The 14286-nt window shown below is 44.0% G+C and carries 14 protein-coding genes; 13 read left to right on the forward strand and 1 reads right to left on the reverse strand.

Annotated elements, in window-relative coordinates:
* Positions 1–456: 456 nt before the first annotated feature.
* Positions 457–1038: an AidA/PixA family protein gene (locus tag CKY02_RS16895; RefSeq protein ID WP_112877093.1), complete on the forward strand. Its 582-nt coding sequence runs from the start codon at positions 457–459 to the stop codon at positions 1036–1038.
* Between the two features lie 39 nt (positions 1039–1077).
* Positions 1078–1674 (forward strand): AidA/PixA family protein, encoded by a 597-nt coding sequence (locus CKY02_RS16900; protein ID WP_112896198.1) that lies wholly within the window; start codon positions 1078–1080, stop codon positions 1672–1674.
* Between the two features lie 396 nt (positions 1675–2070).
* Here the strand turns inward: CKY02_RS16900 and CKY02_RS16905 are convergent, their stop codons facing one another.
* Positions 2071–2643, reverse strand: a complete 573-nt coding sequence (locus CKY02_RS16905) for a tyrosine-type DNA invertase (RefSeq protein ID WP_112896199.1) — start codon at positions 2641–2643, stop codon at positions 2071–2073.
* A 683-nt stretch (positions 2644–3326) separates the two neighbouring features.
* Here CKY02_RS16905 and CKY02_RS16910 point away from each other — a divergent pair.
* From CKY02_RS16910 to CKY02_RS16960, 11 genes are all read left to right on the forward strand, one after another.
* A complete protein-coding gene (locus CKY02_RS16910) occupies positions 3327–3866 on the forward strand; it encodes a fimbrial protein (protein WP_112896200.1) in 540 nt (179 codons plus the stop codon).
* Positions 3867–3949: 83 nt separating this feature from the next.
* Entirely contained in the window at positions 3950–4498 is a 549-nt protein-coding gene (locus tag CKY02_RS16915) for a fimbrial protein (RefSeq protein ID WP_112896201.1), read from the forward strand.
* A gap of 19 nt (positions 4499–4517) precedes the next feature.
* Positions 4518–7073, forward strand: coding sequence for an outer membrane usher protein (locus CKY02_RS16920; protein WP_112896202.1), 2556 nt, complete (start codon positions 4518–4520; stop codon positions 7071–7073).
* Positions 7074–7168: 95 nt separating this feature from the next.
* Positions 7169–7912, forward strand: a complete 744-nt coding sequence (locus CKY02_RS16925; RefSeq protein WP_112896203.1) for a fimbria/pilus periplasmic chaperone — start codon at positions 7169–7171, stop codon at positions 7910–7912.
* The gene (locus CKY02_RS16930; protein WP_112896204.1) at positions 7905–8495 is read left to right on the forward strand and encodes a fimbrial protein; all 591 of its coding nucleotides are present in this window, start codon (positions 7905–7907) and stop codon (positions 8493–8495) included. Before CKY02_RS16925 ends, CKY02_RS16930 begins: the two co-directional genes overlap by 8 nt.
* 14 nt (positions 8496–8509) lie before the next feature.
* Positions 8510–9001, forward strand: coding sequence for a fimbrial protein (locus CKY02_RS16935; protein ID WP_112877084.1), 492 nt, complete (start codon positions 8510–8512; stop codon positions 8999–9001).
* Between the two features lie 11 nt (positions 9002–9012).
* On the forward strand, positions 9013–9558 hold the full coding sequence (locus tag CKY02_RS16940; RefSeq protein ID WP_112896205.1) for a fimbrial protein: 546 nt from the start codon (positions 9013–9015) through the stop codon (positions 9556–9558).
* A gap of 27 nt (positions 9559–9585) precedes the next feature.
* Positions 9586–10401, forward strand: a complete 816-nt coding sequence (locus CKY02_RS16945) for an MrpH family fimbial adhesin (RefSeq protein WP_112896206.1) — start codon at positions 9586–9588, stop codon at positions 10399–10401.
* Positions 10402–10431: 30 nt separating this feature from the next.
* On the forward strand, positions 10432–10737 hold the full coding sequence (locus tag CKY02_RS16950) for a helix-turn-helix domain-containing protein (RefSeq protein WP_058589287.1): 306 nt from the start codon (positions 10432–10434) through the stop codon (positions 10735–10737).
* Positions 10738–11209: 472 nt separating this feature from the next.
* The gene (locus CKY02_RS16955; RefSeq protein ID WP_112896207.1) at positions 11210–11761 is read left to right on the forward strand and encodes a fimbrial protein; all 552 of its coding nucleotides are present in this window, start codon (positions 11210–11212) and stop codon (positions 11759–11761) included.
* Positions 11758–14139: a fimbria/pilus outer membrane usher protein gene (locus CKY02_RS16960; protein ID WP_240002072.1), complete on the forward strand. Its 2382-nt coding sequence runs from the start codon at positions 11758–11760 to the stop codon at positions 14137–14139. Before CKY02_RS16955 ends, CKY02_RS16960 begins: the two co-directional genes overlap by 4 nt.
* The last annotated feature ends 147 nt before the right edge of the window (positions 14140–14286 follow it).

Consider the following 14286-nt stretch of genomic DNA (forward strand, 5'->3'; position numbering starts at 1 on the left):
ATCAGCACCTTTGAATTTCAAGAACATAAAATGGTGACAGGAATGCAATCTTACCACCATGAGCTTTTGAGTTTATTAGGCGTACAATATAAAGCGGTTTATTCCTGAATTAGGTGCGGAATGAAGGATATATACCCTATGGATTTCAAGTTGCATCGCGACGGCAAGGGAGCGAATCCCCGGGAGCATAGTTAAATATCAGGAAAGTATCACTTTAACGCAAAAGAAAATGTTGAATTACTGATGTTTACAAATTGTGATTTAATACTAAAAATAATAATTTTGTGATTCAATATTAATATGAATTTTATTTATATGTTGAAAAGTTATTGTAAAAATACAAGTAATTTTATTTTAAAAACTATGATTTATATTAGTGGTTTTTTTGATCTTAATTATTAATATAAAAGATGATTGTTAAACAATCTAACACCTTATTGTGAAGGAGAATAGATAATGAGTGACGCTATAGAGAGTTCTAGATATCAAGTTGTAGATATTCTGATTTGTGTCGATGCAGAAGCTATCGTTAGTCATTATGATTTAAGTAAATCACAAACATTAGAAACTGCGAAAGTGGTATCTAATAATTACTTTTATTATATAACAAGTACTGGGAATCTTTATGCTCCTAAAAATAATGCTCAAGGAGAGTTGGAGATAACAGTCAATGTTGCTGATGACATTAGATGGAGGCCAATGTCTTTGACACAGCAATTTGAATATACAGTACTTTTATGCCACATGAAAGGAACCGCGATTAGTGGTAATGATGTTACGCTTATAACATTACCGCAACTTGATTATGGTGATATTTCTATTCCTTATTTGGCTAAGGCTGATAATAATAATATCAATAGTGTGGTATATAAAAGAGATGGAGAAAGTCATGGTGGACTAATAACACGATATTATCATCAATCAACAGCTCAAAGAGAGGGGTACGGTCAATATACTTGGTATATAAAAATATATCGTAAAAAACAACTCATTGGATATGTCTGTCATGATCCTTTCATTAGAGTTCTAGATGACTAAATATTTAGAAAATTAATATATAAAAATAGGAATAGTATTATGAATAATATTGAATATACAGAACTGGATGATGCAAGGTCCATTGTTGGTGTACAATTGATTGATGTTCTTGCTATTGTTGATGTAAAAGCTATCATAAATGATCTCGGCAATTCTATTAGTAAGGACTCTGGCAAACCAACGGTAATGGATGATAAATACATTTATTACATTACCTCTCAAAATAATATCTATGTTCCCAAAAATAATGCTCAAGGTACACTTTTAATTCAAGGTAAGGTAGGGGATATAATTAGATGGCGGGCTTCAACTTTATCGGCTCAATTTGATGATCAGGTATTTCTATATCATATGGCAGGAGTAGGTGCCCAATCACTAGTTTCGCCACCAACTCTAACTTCGGCTGTATCTCAAGTTGCGGCCCCAAGTAAAGAGGCAACGTTAGGGACTAACCAAGACTATCCTGTAGTGCTGGAAACTCGTAATATTTTCAATCAAGGATCTAAATTACGTACTCCAGGTACAGCCAAATATTCATGGTATATATCCATTTTTGAAAGATGGAATGTTAAAGACAATATTGGTAATCTTGTTGGCTATCTCGCTCATTCTCCAAATATCCAAATAGTTGATTAAATTTGACATTACCTGAAAATTTAATAAATCAACCATGAAATATTAAAAGTCAGCAGGCTATCACTGGAAAACAGGGTATAATTTCCAGTGATTTTATTTTCTTCATTCCTGAGAAAGTATCCATTCATGTAATAATGGAATTTATTATTAAAACTCTCATTAAATACACGTTTTTATTTAATTGTTTTATCTTTTAATTTTCAAGAAAATTATTTTAAAAGTAATTATAAGAAATAATGGGTAGATCTTATCATGTGAATAACCATTTTATCGGATAAAAACCCTCATCAGTATATGGACAAGGATTTTTATAATCGAATGATTGGATGATTTTTTTGTTTCAGAGAGAAATAGTTTCTCATACTACATGTCTTACATAGAAAAGAGATATTGAAATTAATCGAGTCCTTTTGCAGGAGCCTCCCATATTTTGAAAAATCGTTTTACATTGCTTGCGGTGTAAATAACGGTATGGGATATATTTCGATGGCCGAGATAATCTTGAATAAGGCGTGTATCTCTTCCTAAATCAGCGAGAGCATAACCACAGGAATGTCTTAACATATGTGGATGAGGTGAAATATTGACTAATGCTTGTTTGCCATAACGCTTTAATAAACCATAAACTTGTTGGCGTGAAATAGCACCTGATTTTTGTGATAAAAAGACCCACTCTGTATCTGATTCTCTCCAACTCTTTCTAATATTAAACCATTGATTTAAAGCTTTAATTTCTTCTGGTATTAGTGGATGTGTTGTTGATAATCCCCCTTTTAATCGTCTGACATGAATAATTTCTGAGTTAAGATCAAGATCGGATAACGTTAGATTGCATAACTCGCTCACTCTAAATCCATGAATGAAGCACATTAGTAGCATGCAATAATCTCGCTCGGCATGATATCCTTGACGTGCTTTTTCTAAAATCGCATTAATTTCATATCTGGTTAAAAACTTACGTTTCTTCATGAAAATAATTCCTGTGAAATTGGGGCGGATAGTTATAGGTAGAGAAATAATATTAATCTACCGGAATATATCAATTAATAGAACTTTTATAAAATTATTAGCTGATAACGCTATTTATTTTAGCAAAAATCTATAAATACCGTTTTTAGATAGTTATAAATAGCCATTTTTTAATAGAAAATATCAGCTTGTAAGCTTTGCAATTATATATTTGGAAATTATTTAACAACAAAAAGAAACTAAACAGAATGCACCAAACTGTAAATATGTTCCTATAAAACGACTGATTAAGTCAAATTTTGTGTAATTCAAAATTGCTAATCTTTAACTATTTATAATATATGGATTTTTTTCATTATTTTTTACTATTTTTCATACTTTACCATCAAATTATTGTAAAAAATTAGTGGGTTCATCTGAATTCAATCAAATATTAATTCATTAATTAGATTATAAGTTCAAATTAATGTCTTTTTTAGAATATTAACTCCGAAATATCATGCATTCTTAGTTTTTTTGACTGAAAAAAACAGTTTGGTGCATTTTGTTTGGTTTAGAAAATATTAATCCGAGATTTTTAAACTATTTTGCGCTGAATATCAGGTGCATGGGGCTGGAGTCCTGCACGGTTATTTTTTTATGGTTATGGGTATTTTATCCTTAAATTCAAGGAATTAGTTCACATGAGATTGAATAAATTGGTTATGGCCCTGGGGTTAGGTGTGGTTTTGGCTGCGGGTTCGGTAAATGCAGCGAATCCTAGCCAAGGTCACGGAACGGTGACTTTTACCGGGTCTATTACTGATGCGCCTTGTTCTATCACCCCGGAAACGGTTGATCAGGTAGTACCGATGGGCTCTATTTCTAGCGCATCTTTGAAAAACGGTGGCCGTTCTTCTTCCACGCCATTCAAAATTTCTTTAGATAACTGTACGACTGAAACGATAAGTACAGTCACCACGACGTTTGTTGGCGCCAAATCTAGCATCGCCGGCGGTGATGGTTTGCTGGGTATCGAAGGAATTGCTAAAGGTGCGGGTATTGCGATCACTGATGCGGGCGGTAACAAAATCAAACTAGGTACCCCCTCACCGGCTGTAGCTCTGCATGATGGTAATAATGATCTGCATTTTGCTGCTTATCTTCAGGGTGATACTTCACCTGATGCCGTTGTTCCGGGTAATTTCACCGGCATTGCCAACTTCCAGCTGACTTACCAATAAGTCTTTTCATGCACGGAAACGCTTACAAGGAGGCGGGCGTTTCCTAATCAAAAGTTTTGAATAAGTTTAGCTGGAGAGAAGTCATGAGCCGATATTCTGCCGTTGTTGTAGTGCCCTGCCTGTTAATGTTTTCCTGTGTTATTGAAGCTGAAACGGCTGCTCCACAAGGAACGCAAGGATATGGTCGCGTTAGCATGCAAGGCACCATCATTGATACGGCCTGTGCGATTGATGCAGGTAGCCGTGACCAGACGATTGAGTTAGCCACGATCCCGGTAAGCCGGATGATACATGACGGACAGGGAGCCGTGCGCCCCTTTTCCATCCGTTTGATTAACTGTGTACTGACTTCTGCCGCCTTGGGTAAACCCGATTGGCGCCACTTTCAGGTGATGTTTGATGGCGTGCCGGATGGGAACAATTTCCGGTTATCTGGTGTGGCTCAAGGAGTGGCGTTACAAATTACAGACATATACGGCAATCAGGCGTATCCGGGAGCTCCACTACCGGTGGGGGACTTACAGGCAGAGCAGATGAAGCTTAATTACGTGATGCGATTGGTGGGTAATCACCAGTTATTGCAAGCGGGGCAGTATCGAACCACGGTTCGGTTCAGGCTGGATTATCACTAATCATCGATCTGGGAATGTTATGGCTTTGTTTTTGGGTTTGACCACTGAATATGACAGGGTGGTCTCGGTTCGGTGTGTCCTGAAACCTCTTATTGTTTCGGTACTGCTTGCTTTAATGGGTACTCATGCGGTGTATGCGGAAGAGGAAATTGAATTTAATACGGACGTGTTGGATGTTCAGGATCGTTCTCGGATTAATTTAAAAGAGTTTTCCCGCGCGGGTTATATCATGCCGGGGAATTATCAGATGGCGGTGCGTCTGAATAAAAGCGAACTGCCGGAGATGCCGGTGACTTTTATGGTACCACCGGATGATCCGAAGGGGAGTGTGGCGTGTTTGCCGCCTGAGCTGGTCAAGCAGTTGGGGCTGCGGGCGGAATGGGAATCAAAGATGACCTGGTGGAACAATAACCAGTGTCTGGAGACTAAAACGCTGCCTGGCATGACAGTGCGCGGTGATCTGAGCAGTGACACGTTATACCTGAGTGTGCCTCAAGCCTATCTCGAATATAACTCACCAGACTGGGACCCGCCGTCACGTTGGGATGAGGGGATTTTCGGAATGATGTTTGATTATAACGTCAATGCTCAGATCTCTAAGCCGGCGAAGGGAAGTGAAAATCAGAATGTCAGTGCTAATGGTACGACTGGGATAAATTTTGGGGCGTGGCGCCTGCGGGCAGACTGGCAATCACAGTATAACCACGTCACGGGGCGGGCAGGGAGCACAGAAAAAAACTGGGATTGGAGCCGTTATTACTTGTACCGGGCAATACCACATTGGCAGGCTAAGCTAACGTTGGGTGAGGATTACCTTAATTCAGATATCTTTGACAGCTTCCGTTTTACCGGTTTGAGTTTGGTGACGGATGACAATATGTTGCCTCCGAACCTGCGAGGCTATGCGCCAGAGGTGACGGGGGTAGCGAAAACCAATGCCAGAGTGACTATTCGTCAGCAGGGGCGGGTGTTGTATGAGACCCAAGTTGCGCCAGGTCCATTCCGTATTCAGGACATCAATGATGCAGTGAGCGGCAAACTGGATGTGCGGGTAGAGGAGCAGGATGGCGGTTTACAGGAATTTCAGATCGATACTGCGAATATTCCCTATTTAACTCGTCCGGGCCGGGTTCAGTACAAACTGGCGGCGGGTAAGCCGACTAACTGGAAACATCACAGCGAGGGATCGGGCTTTGGTATTGGTGAGTTTTCCTGGGGAATAAACAATGGTTGGTCGCTGTACGGTGGGATATTGGGGGCCGGGAATTATAACGCGTTGTCATTGGGGGTTGGGCGTGATCTGATGGTCTTTGGCGCTCTTTCCTTTGATGTCACTGAATCCCGCGCCCATTTACCGGCTGAGGACCAAACGTTGACTGGTGGCTCTTATCGTCTCAGTTATTCCAAGCGTTTTGAGGAGTATGACAGTCAGGTGACTTTTGCCGGTTACCGTTTCTCGGAACGTGACTTTATGAGCATGAGCCAGTATCTGGATCGCCGTTATCACGATGGTGATGCGGAGAGTAATAAAGAACTTTACACCATTATGTTGAATAAGCAGTTTACGCATATTGGTACCAGTATCTACTTAAATTACAGCCACCAGACTTATTGGAACCGTTCGAATAACGATCGCTATAACTTATCGATATCACGTTATTTTGATATTGGCAGTTATAAGAACATTAACCTGAATCTGTCTGCTTACCGTAATAAATATGAAGGTAAAAATGACGACGGGATGTATATGACATTATCCCTGCCGTGGGGTAATTCAGGAACGGTCAGTTATAACGCAATGGTCAACCGGGAAGGTAACTCCCACACGGTAGGTTATTACGACCGGATTAATGAAAACAGTAACTATCGTTTAGCGGCTGGCACCAGTATTGATGGCAAGGCCGCGGCTAACGGTTATTTAACCCATTACGGCGATCGTGCTCAACTAACGACCAGTGCAAGTTATCAGGATGGGCGTTATACCACGGCGGCGCTTTCTATTCAGGGGGGGATGACCGTGACGCCGAAAGGCGCGGCATTGCATCGCATTAATATGCCGGGTACCACCCGTTTGATGGTGGATACCGATGGTGTCGGTGGCGTACCGGTGAAAGGCTTTGGCGCGATTACCCATACCAATATGTTCGGTAAAGCGGTGATCTCTGATGTGAACAACTATTACCGTAACAGTGCGAGTATTGATTTGAACAAACTGCCGGACAATGTGGAGGCAATCCGGTCGGTACAACAAGCGACGCTGACGGAAGGGGCGATAGGTTATCGTAAATTCCAAGTGATATCCGGTGAAAAAGCGATGGGTATGATCCGCTTGCCGGATGGTAGCACGCCGCCGTTTGGGGCAACGGTACTGAATAAGGATCAACGGGAGATCGGTATCGTCAGTGATGGTGGGAACACCTACCTGAGTGGGATAAATCCGGGAGAGAAACTGGATGTGCGTTGGGATGGGGAATTGCAATGTGTGATTGAGCTGCCACATCAATTACCAAAAGTAGAAGAGATGGCTTCGTTATTACTGCTCTGCCAGTTAGCCGACGGCAATAAACAGCCATAACTTTCATTGACTGGCAGAGTAAAAACCTTGTTGCTGTCACCGAAGTGTATCGCGGTGACCTGTAATGATTATTCTAAGAATGAGTAATTGAGAGCATGAAATTGAAGAAGACAATCAATGTAGTCGCGATCGCTATCCTAAGTCTGTCGGTGATCAGTGAGGCAATGGCGGCGATTGCGCTGGATCGTACCCGCGTCGTGTTTAACGGTGAGGACAAATCCACCAGTATGGATATTAGCAACCAGAACAAAGAGTTGCCGTATCTGGCGCAGGGATGGATAGAAGATGAGCAGGGTAACAAAATCAATGGTCCGTTAGTGGTGACACCACCGGTGCAGCGGGTGGAACCGGGTGCTAAGAGCCAGGTGAAAATAGAGTCACTGCCAACAATCGCACAGTTACCCCAAGATCGGGAAAGCTTGTTCTATTTTAATTTGCGTGAAATTCCGCCACGCAGCAAGAAACCGAATACCTTGCAGATTGCGCTACAAACCCGGATCAAACTGTTCTATCGTCCGAAAGCCATTTTTGCCAGCCGTACCGATTTGGATAATCCGTGGCAAGAGAAGATGACTTTGACGCGTCAGGGGGACCGATATCAGGTGAACAACCCGACGCCCTATTACATCACCGTGGTGGATGCGGTAAGCCAGCTTAAGGGTAAAACGGTGGCGGACTTTAAGCCATTGATGATCGCGCCCAAAAGTAACGCGGTGCTGAGTGGTAGTGCAGGGGCATTAGGGAGTGCGCCGGTACTGACGTATGTCAATGATTATGGTGGCCGGCCGCAATTAACTTTTAGTTGTGCAGGCAACCATTGTCAGGTGAATTATGACTAATTCTCTGAGTTCTCTTTCTCTGTGTTCTCTGCGAATAAAAAGACAGTATCGCAGGCAGAAAAAATGGAGCGTATTACTGCTTGGCTGTTTGTTGAGTGTAAATGCTCAGGCTGATTTGCTGACAACAAGGGGAAATATAGCAGCAAGACCTGTCAGCAATTTTTCGGGTAAAACACCGGTCAATATTTACGGCGTGGTTATCGCACCTCCACCTTGTGTGATTAATAATGGCAATACTATCGATGTAGATTTTGGCGACGTGATGATTACTCGGATTGATGGGGTTAATTATATGCAACCCGTCAAATACACCGTGAAATGTGAAAAAATGCCAGCTAATGCAATGAAAATGATGATATCGGGTAACACTGCCAGTTTTGATCCAGCGGTGTTGCAAACCAATCACACTGGGCTTGGTATCGCTGTCATTCATAACGGACGAAAATTGCCCGTCAATGACTGGATGAAATTTAACTATCCTGATTTTCCTGAATTACATGCGGTGCCAGTAAAAGATATGGCTGCGGTATTGCAAGGCGGCGACTTTGGCGCGGGTGCGACCATGATGGTTGAATACCAGTGAACGGGAGACATGCAATGAACTATTTGATCTATCGTGTTTTCTGGGGTGCGTGCTTGGGATTAATCAGTGTGATGCCGGGACGGGCAGCCGATAATATGTGGTTTCACGGCACACTGCTTGAAGCGCCTTCTTGCGTTATTAATGACGGTAATATGATTGATGTCTATTTTGGTCACAATGTTGGCATCTATCAGGTGGACGGAGTGAATTATACCAAGCCCGTGAATTACCAGTTGGTATGTGCGCCTAATATCTCAGGTTGGAGTTTAGGATTGACAGTGATTGGCCCACCAACCTCATTTGATGCCGCCGCGTTGCAAACCAATATTACGGATTTAGGCATTCGTCTGACGTTGGATGGTAAAGCATTCACCCTTAATGAGCGTATTCCGGTGACATCACAGAAACAGCCGGTAATACAAGCGGTGCCGGTGAAAAAACCAGGAAGTACGTTGCCGGAAGGGGCATTTGAAGTGACGGCGACATTGCTGGCGGAATACCAGTGAAAGGAAACTTAATGAAATATTTAAAATTATTCGTGTTGCGTGTTGGTTTTATGGTTATTGCTGCCACGGTTTATAGTCATCAAGGGGTACAGGCTGCGGATAATATGCGTTTTCACGGTGCATTGGTTAAAGAACCTTGCACGATTAAATCGGGTGATGAGAATATCCAGCTCGATTTTGCAACAATGTCTGAAAAATATTTGTATCTGCATGGTAGGACCCATAGCGAACCTTTTCTGCTCAGATTATCTGGTTGCGATATGAGTGTGGGCAAATCGATTAAACTGACATTCAGTGGCATGGAAAATACGCAATTGCCGGGCTTATTAGCGTTAAGTGCTGGGAGCCAAGCCGCTGGGATTGCCATTGGTATAGAAACGGCAGAAGGCAAACGGTTGTCGTTGAATAAAGAGGGAGATGCCTATCCGTTAAAAGAGGGTGAAAACTTGATTGCACTGCAAGCATATGTGCAGGCAGAACCCACTGCGCTAGCTAACCAGACGATTACGCGAGGCGCATTTCATGCGATTGCGACATTTAATCTGAATTATGACTAATTTGCCCAGCTTTATTAGGTAGCTTAAATGAAAAAATTATTCTCTGTTTGCCTGGTATTTTTATCACTGTTTTCATCAAGTGCGGCTGCATCAATATTTTCATATATCACTAAATCCGAAGGTGTTCCTACGAATGCCTATTATACTTTTGTCATTGAACGTTGGGATCAAGAAAACGATTTTACGCCAAATCCTTGTTATGGTTATTCTGCATGTTGGATATCGGTTAACCATCGCCATTTTGCTGATGGTTATTCAGGGCAGCCCTATAGGATATTTAATACTCGGGTGGAAAGATTTAAGACAATGAAACAAGTGCAGGCGGAGATATTGAAATATACCAGTTTTCCGATCACCGGCGTTGCAAAACATTTCGGCCCTGCGATTCGATCGCATCAGGAGTGTGTCGGGCTATTTTATGAAACCGATCAAAATGGTTTTCATGGAAGATTATTACCTGGATCTTTATGTGGCGTTGCACCACCACCGATAGGATTTTGTCAAGTCAGAGAAGGCTCCGTTGAACTTAATTACGGTAGTATTGATGAGGCAAAACTGGAAGGCGCAACCAGAGCGGAAAATATCAATGTGACCTGTAATGTAGACATAGAGATTATCGTGACAGCGACGGGTCCTGATAGGGGATTAGTCCCTTTAAGAAGTGATGGTAGCTTGAAAGCTAAATTGCTATTAAATGAGGAAAATGGTGAAGATGGTGTGGCTGTGTTTGTACCGGCTGGAGGAAATGTACCCGTTACAGTGAAATCAATTTTACAAAAAAATGGCAGAGTAGAGGCAGGACCTTTCTCAGGATCAGGGACAATAATTTTGGCGATGCCATAAAAAAGGTGTTTTTTTAATTTAAAGGCTGGGATGAAAATGAAACAAGATCATCTATTAGTAGGGAAGCGTATTCAAAAAAGAAGGAAAGAGTTGGGCATGACCGCGGTAAAATTGGCGGAAAAAATAGGTATTAGTCAGCAACAACTCTCACGTTATGAGAGAGGGATAAACCGAATTAATTTATCCCATTTGGTGCAGATCGCTTCAATATTGGAGACACCGATAAACTGGTTTTTCCTTGATTGTAGTTATCCGGCAACCAATAACAGCATCAATAAATTAACAGACCAATATATCCCTATTGCGGAAGCGACATTGGGTAAATTTGGATGTTAACTGAACTCGACGCCAATCGGGGGATCGATAAACCCGTTGATGGCTGAGTTTCGTGACCGACGGAACGGTCACTTTTATGATTTATTCGTTAGCCGTGTTATTACCACAACGTTATTACCACAAATTAAAGAGTCCATTCTTATCCATCTCCCTTTTTGAAGAAGTTATTAAAGTTCAGATAGTAATTTAATTAAGGAATAAATACTCACAACACCATAACGTTCAGGTATTAATGTTGAGTATATCGAAAGCTAATAATTGATTGTTTCAAAAAAGGAACAAACTGCCTCTCAATATTTCCCGCTCAGAAATCGATATGTTATCGACGGTTGAACCAAACTTCAGAAGTTAATCAGCAAACAAAATAACTCAAATGACAAGTAAAACGCATCGCGTTAGCGATCTGGTTGTTTAACTTGTCGTGATGTTGTTTCACGCAAAAAGTATCGAATAGATAAAAGGAATCGATGAAATGAAAAAACAAATTTTGAAGACCTGTGCGATAGCGGCACTGTGTCTGGGGGGGATGTCGCAGGCTATGGCGGAGGAAGTGAGTGCCGGCACCTTGGCGGTGAGCTCTTCAGTGACTGCGGAGACTTGTAAGTTTGCAGCAATAGAGCCTGTTAGTCTCACCGCGTTGGTATCTGATTTTACTGCGTTAGGAAGTGGCGCAATCGTAACTAACTCGCAAAAATTCGTCACGATTAAAACGGAAAAATGCCCTCTGTGGAGTTCTTCGAAAAGCGTTAAATTAACGGTTGCCGGTACCGCAACAGCAGCATCCAATAATTACTTTCAGCTTATTAACACTACAGGTAATACGGCAATCGCCGACCATGCGGTTCTGCTGACGTTAAATGATAAGGTTGTACCACCAAATGCAGGAATTAACCTAAAAGATCCCCAATTCGCCCCCGCAGTAGCCGGTGATAATGCCATCACGCTTAAGGTAGGGCTGGCTAGGATTGGTACGACGGCGGTAAAAGCCGCAGACTCCAAAGCAAGCTGGTGGATGTCTACATGAACCAAAATAAGGTGGATAATCGCGAGATTGAATTTAGATTGGTGGATGATCATCTGCAACCGGAATTAACGGTTGCACAGCTCGAAGAGTATGGGGTCAATATTCGTGGGTTACCGGCTTTCCAGGGAAAAGCGAGTGACAGCCCCATCACGGATCTGACGAAACAGATCCCACACGCCAGCACGATATTGGATTTCGCCCGTTTACGTCTGGACCTCAGTGTTCCTCAAGCAGCTATGCAGCCCCACCATTCCGGGATGGTTGACCCATCACTGTGGGATAACGGGATCCCGGCCTTTTTGATGAACTACACCGTCAATGGTTCGGAAGGGCGTTATGACGGTCAGAAGGCTGGTGGTGGATCACGCTCCCGTAACCTGTTTGCCTCTTTTCGTAATGGATTGAATCTGGGGCCGTGGCGTCTGCGTAGCACGCAAACTTACAGTTACAATCGCCAGCGCAACGGAGGTCCCGCCGGTTTTTCCCCCTCTACGCAGACCCAATGGCAGGTGAGTAATACCTATCTGCAACGTGATGTGCAGTCACTGCGCAGTGAGTTTACGGCCGGTGAAATCTATACCGGTGGGGATATTTTTGACAGCATCCCGTTGCGTGGCATGAAATTGGTTTCTGAGGAGGCGATGTTGCCTGAAAGTCAGCGCGGTTTTGCCCCGGAGATAACCGGTGTGGCGAGCTCCAATGCGCAGGTGACGGTATCCCAGAATGGTTATACCGTGTATCAAACCACGGTAGCGCCGGGGCCATTTCGTTTCACCGACCTGTACACTACCGGGGACTCTGGCGACCTGACGGTCACGGTCAAAGAGGAAGATGGCAGTTCCCGTGTCTCGACCCTCGCCTCTTCATCTGTCCCGATGATGCAGCGTCCCGGTGGCATTAAATATGAGTTGACGGCTGGTCAATATCACGGCGGCAACCTCACTGATGGCAGCCGTTCCCCGGTATTTGCGCTGGGCAGCCTGATCTATGGTTTGCCACACAATATCACCCTGTACGGCGGGGGGCTGGCCGCGGGCAATTATCAGTCAGGTGTATTCGGCTCGGGCGTGTCACTGGGGGCATTAGGCGCACTGTCTGCGGATGTGACGTTTGCCCGTGCCCAGTTGCAAGGGGCTAAGGGACAGGAAAATAGCTGGCAACAGGGTCAAGCTTATCGGGTGAAATATGCCAAGAATTTGATCAGTACCGGCACCAACATTGATCTGGCCGCCTATCGTTATTCCACTCAGCATTATTACAGTTTTAGCGATGTTAACAGCATGGGGTACAGCCTGAATGAATATCAAGTGCCGTGGGCGCTTGACCGACGTCAAAACACTTGGCAGTTGAGTTTGCATCAAACGCTGGGACGTTGGGGCAGTCTTTACGCCTCCGGGACGCGCAACGATTATTGGAATGGCCGTACCGACAACAATCTGAATTTGGGTTATAACGCGATGCTAATGGGGATCAGCTATAACCTGAGTTATAACATTTATCGTATGGAAGGGGCAGGCAACTGGTCGGAGAATCGTCAGTTGTCATTCAATATGCAGGTCCCGCTCACTCTCTTCGGATCATCGTCGGCGCTACGGGGCGTTTACAGCCGCTATACGGCCTCGCGCGACTCGCAGGGTAACCTGACTCAGCAGACCGGCATCAGTGGCATGTTATGGGATAACTGCCTGAATTATAACCTCCAGCAAGGTTGGGGGAATCGTGGCCAGCAAAACAGTCGGGCTTTGTCTCTGAGTTATCAGGGCAGTCAGGGCAACGTTAATCTGGGCTACAACGACAGTACTAATAGCCATCATTTCACTTACGGGGCTTCCGGTGCTCTCCTAATCCATCCTTACGGCATGACGCTATCACGTTCACTGGGTGATGAAGCCGTATTGGTTCGCGCGCCCGGGGCGAAAGGGGTGACGGTCGGTGACGGCAACGTGCAGACCGACTGGCGTGGCTACGCCGTACTGCCGGGCGGATCGGTCTACCACAAAAACACCATCAATCTGGACCCGTCCACCCTGCCGGAAGGGGTCGATATTGACCAGACCAGCAAGAATGTTTATCCGACTAGGGGAGCAGTCACGCTGGCCAATTATCAGGTTCGCTCAGGCAGCCAGTTACTGTTGACGTTGATACATCATGGCAAACCGGTACCTTTTGGTGCCACCGCGACGCTGGAAGAGAATGCCACTCAGGCCGGCAGCGGCATTGTGGGCGATAACGGCCGAGTTTATTTGAGCGGCATGCCTCCCGCCGGTCGCGTGAAAGTCAAATGGGGAAACGGGGCAGCGCAACAATGCACTACTCGTTATCAGGTACCGCCCGATACCCCCGGGCAACTGGTGCAGGCAGATGCCGTGTGTCTATAAGCGTTACTTCATGTGGGCACCACCAAAAGCGAAGTTATCCCGGTAGTTAAAGTCAGCGATTTGAACAGATGGGTCATTTGGAGAGAAGAAGAATGTTAAACACCGAACGTTTGTGGGGCTGTCATGTAGAGAACCCCGTTCCAACCC

Origin of the sequence: Photorhabdus bodei (assembly GCF_003287735.1) — a bacterium.
In the GTDB taxonomy this organism is placed as follows: Bacteria; Pseudomonadota; Gammaproteobacteria; order Enterobacterales; family Enterobacteriaceae; genus Photorhabdus; species Photorhabdus kayaii.

What these genes read in the sequence shown, in the direction of transcription:
- CKY02_RS16920 (WP_112896202.1), top strand. Translation starts at nt 4,518, where the DNA reads ATGGCTTTGTTTTTGGGTTTGACCACTGAATATGACAGGGTGGTCTCG.
- CKY02_RS16895 (WP_112877093.1), top strand. Translation starts at nt 457, where the DNA reads ATGAGTGACGCTATAGAGAGTTCTAGATATCAAGTTGTAGATATTCTG.
- CKY02_RS16935 (WP_112877084.1), top strand. Translation starts at nt 8,510, where the DNA reads ATGAACTATTTGATCTATCGTGTTTTCTGGGGTGCGTGCTTGGGATTA.
- CKY02_RS16940 (WP_112896205.1), top strand. Translation starts at nt 9,013, where the DNA reads ATGAAATATTTAAAATTATTCGTGTTGCGTGTTGGTTTTATGGTTATT.
- CKY02_RS16945 (WP_112896206.1), top strand. Translation starts at nt 9,586, where the DNA reads ATGAAAAAATTATTCTCTGTTTGCCTGGTATTTTTATCACTGTTTTCA.
- CKY02_RS16905 (WP_112896199.1), bottom strand. Translation starts at nt 2,643, where the DNA reads ATGAAGAAACGTAAGTTTTTAACCAGATATGAAATTAATGCGATTTTA.
- CKY02_RS16960 (WP_240002072.1), top strand. Translation starts at nt 11,758, where the DNA reads ATGAACCAAAATAAGGTGGATAATCGCGAGATTGAATTTAGATTGGTG.
- CKY02_RS16925 (WP_112896203.1), top strand. Translation starts at nt 7,169, where the DNA reads ATGAAATTGAAGAAGACAATCAATGTAGTCGCGATCGCTATCCTAAGT.
- CKY02_RS16900 (WP_112896198.1), top strand. Translation starts at nt 1,078, where the DNA reads ATGAATAATATTGAATATACAGAACTGGATGATGCAAGGTCCATTGTT.
- CKY02_RS16950 (WP_058589287.1), top strand. Translation starts at nt 10,432, where the DNA reads ATGAAAATGAAACAAGATCATCTATTAGTAGGGAAGCGTATTCAAAAA.
- CKY02_RS16915 (WP_112896201.1), top strand. Translation starts at nt 3,950, where the DNA reads ATGAGCCGATATTCTGCCGTTGTTGTAGTGCCCTGCCTGTTAATGTTT.
- CKY02_RS16955 (WP_112896207.1), top strand. Translation starts at nt 11,210, where the DNA reads ATGAAAAAACAAATTTTGAAGACCTGTGCGATAGCGGCACTGTGTCTG.
- CKY02_RS16930 (WP_112896204.1), top strand. Translation starts at nt 7,905, where the DNA reads ATGACTAATTCTCTGAGTTCTCTTTCTCTGTGTTCTCTGCGAATAAAA.
- CKY02_RS16910 (WP_112896200.1), top strand. Translation starts at nt 3,327, where the DNA reads ATGAGATTGAATAAATTGGTTATGGCCCTGGGGTTAGGTGTGGTTTTG.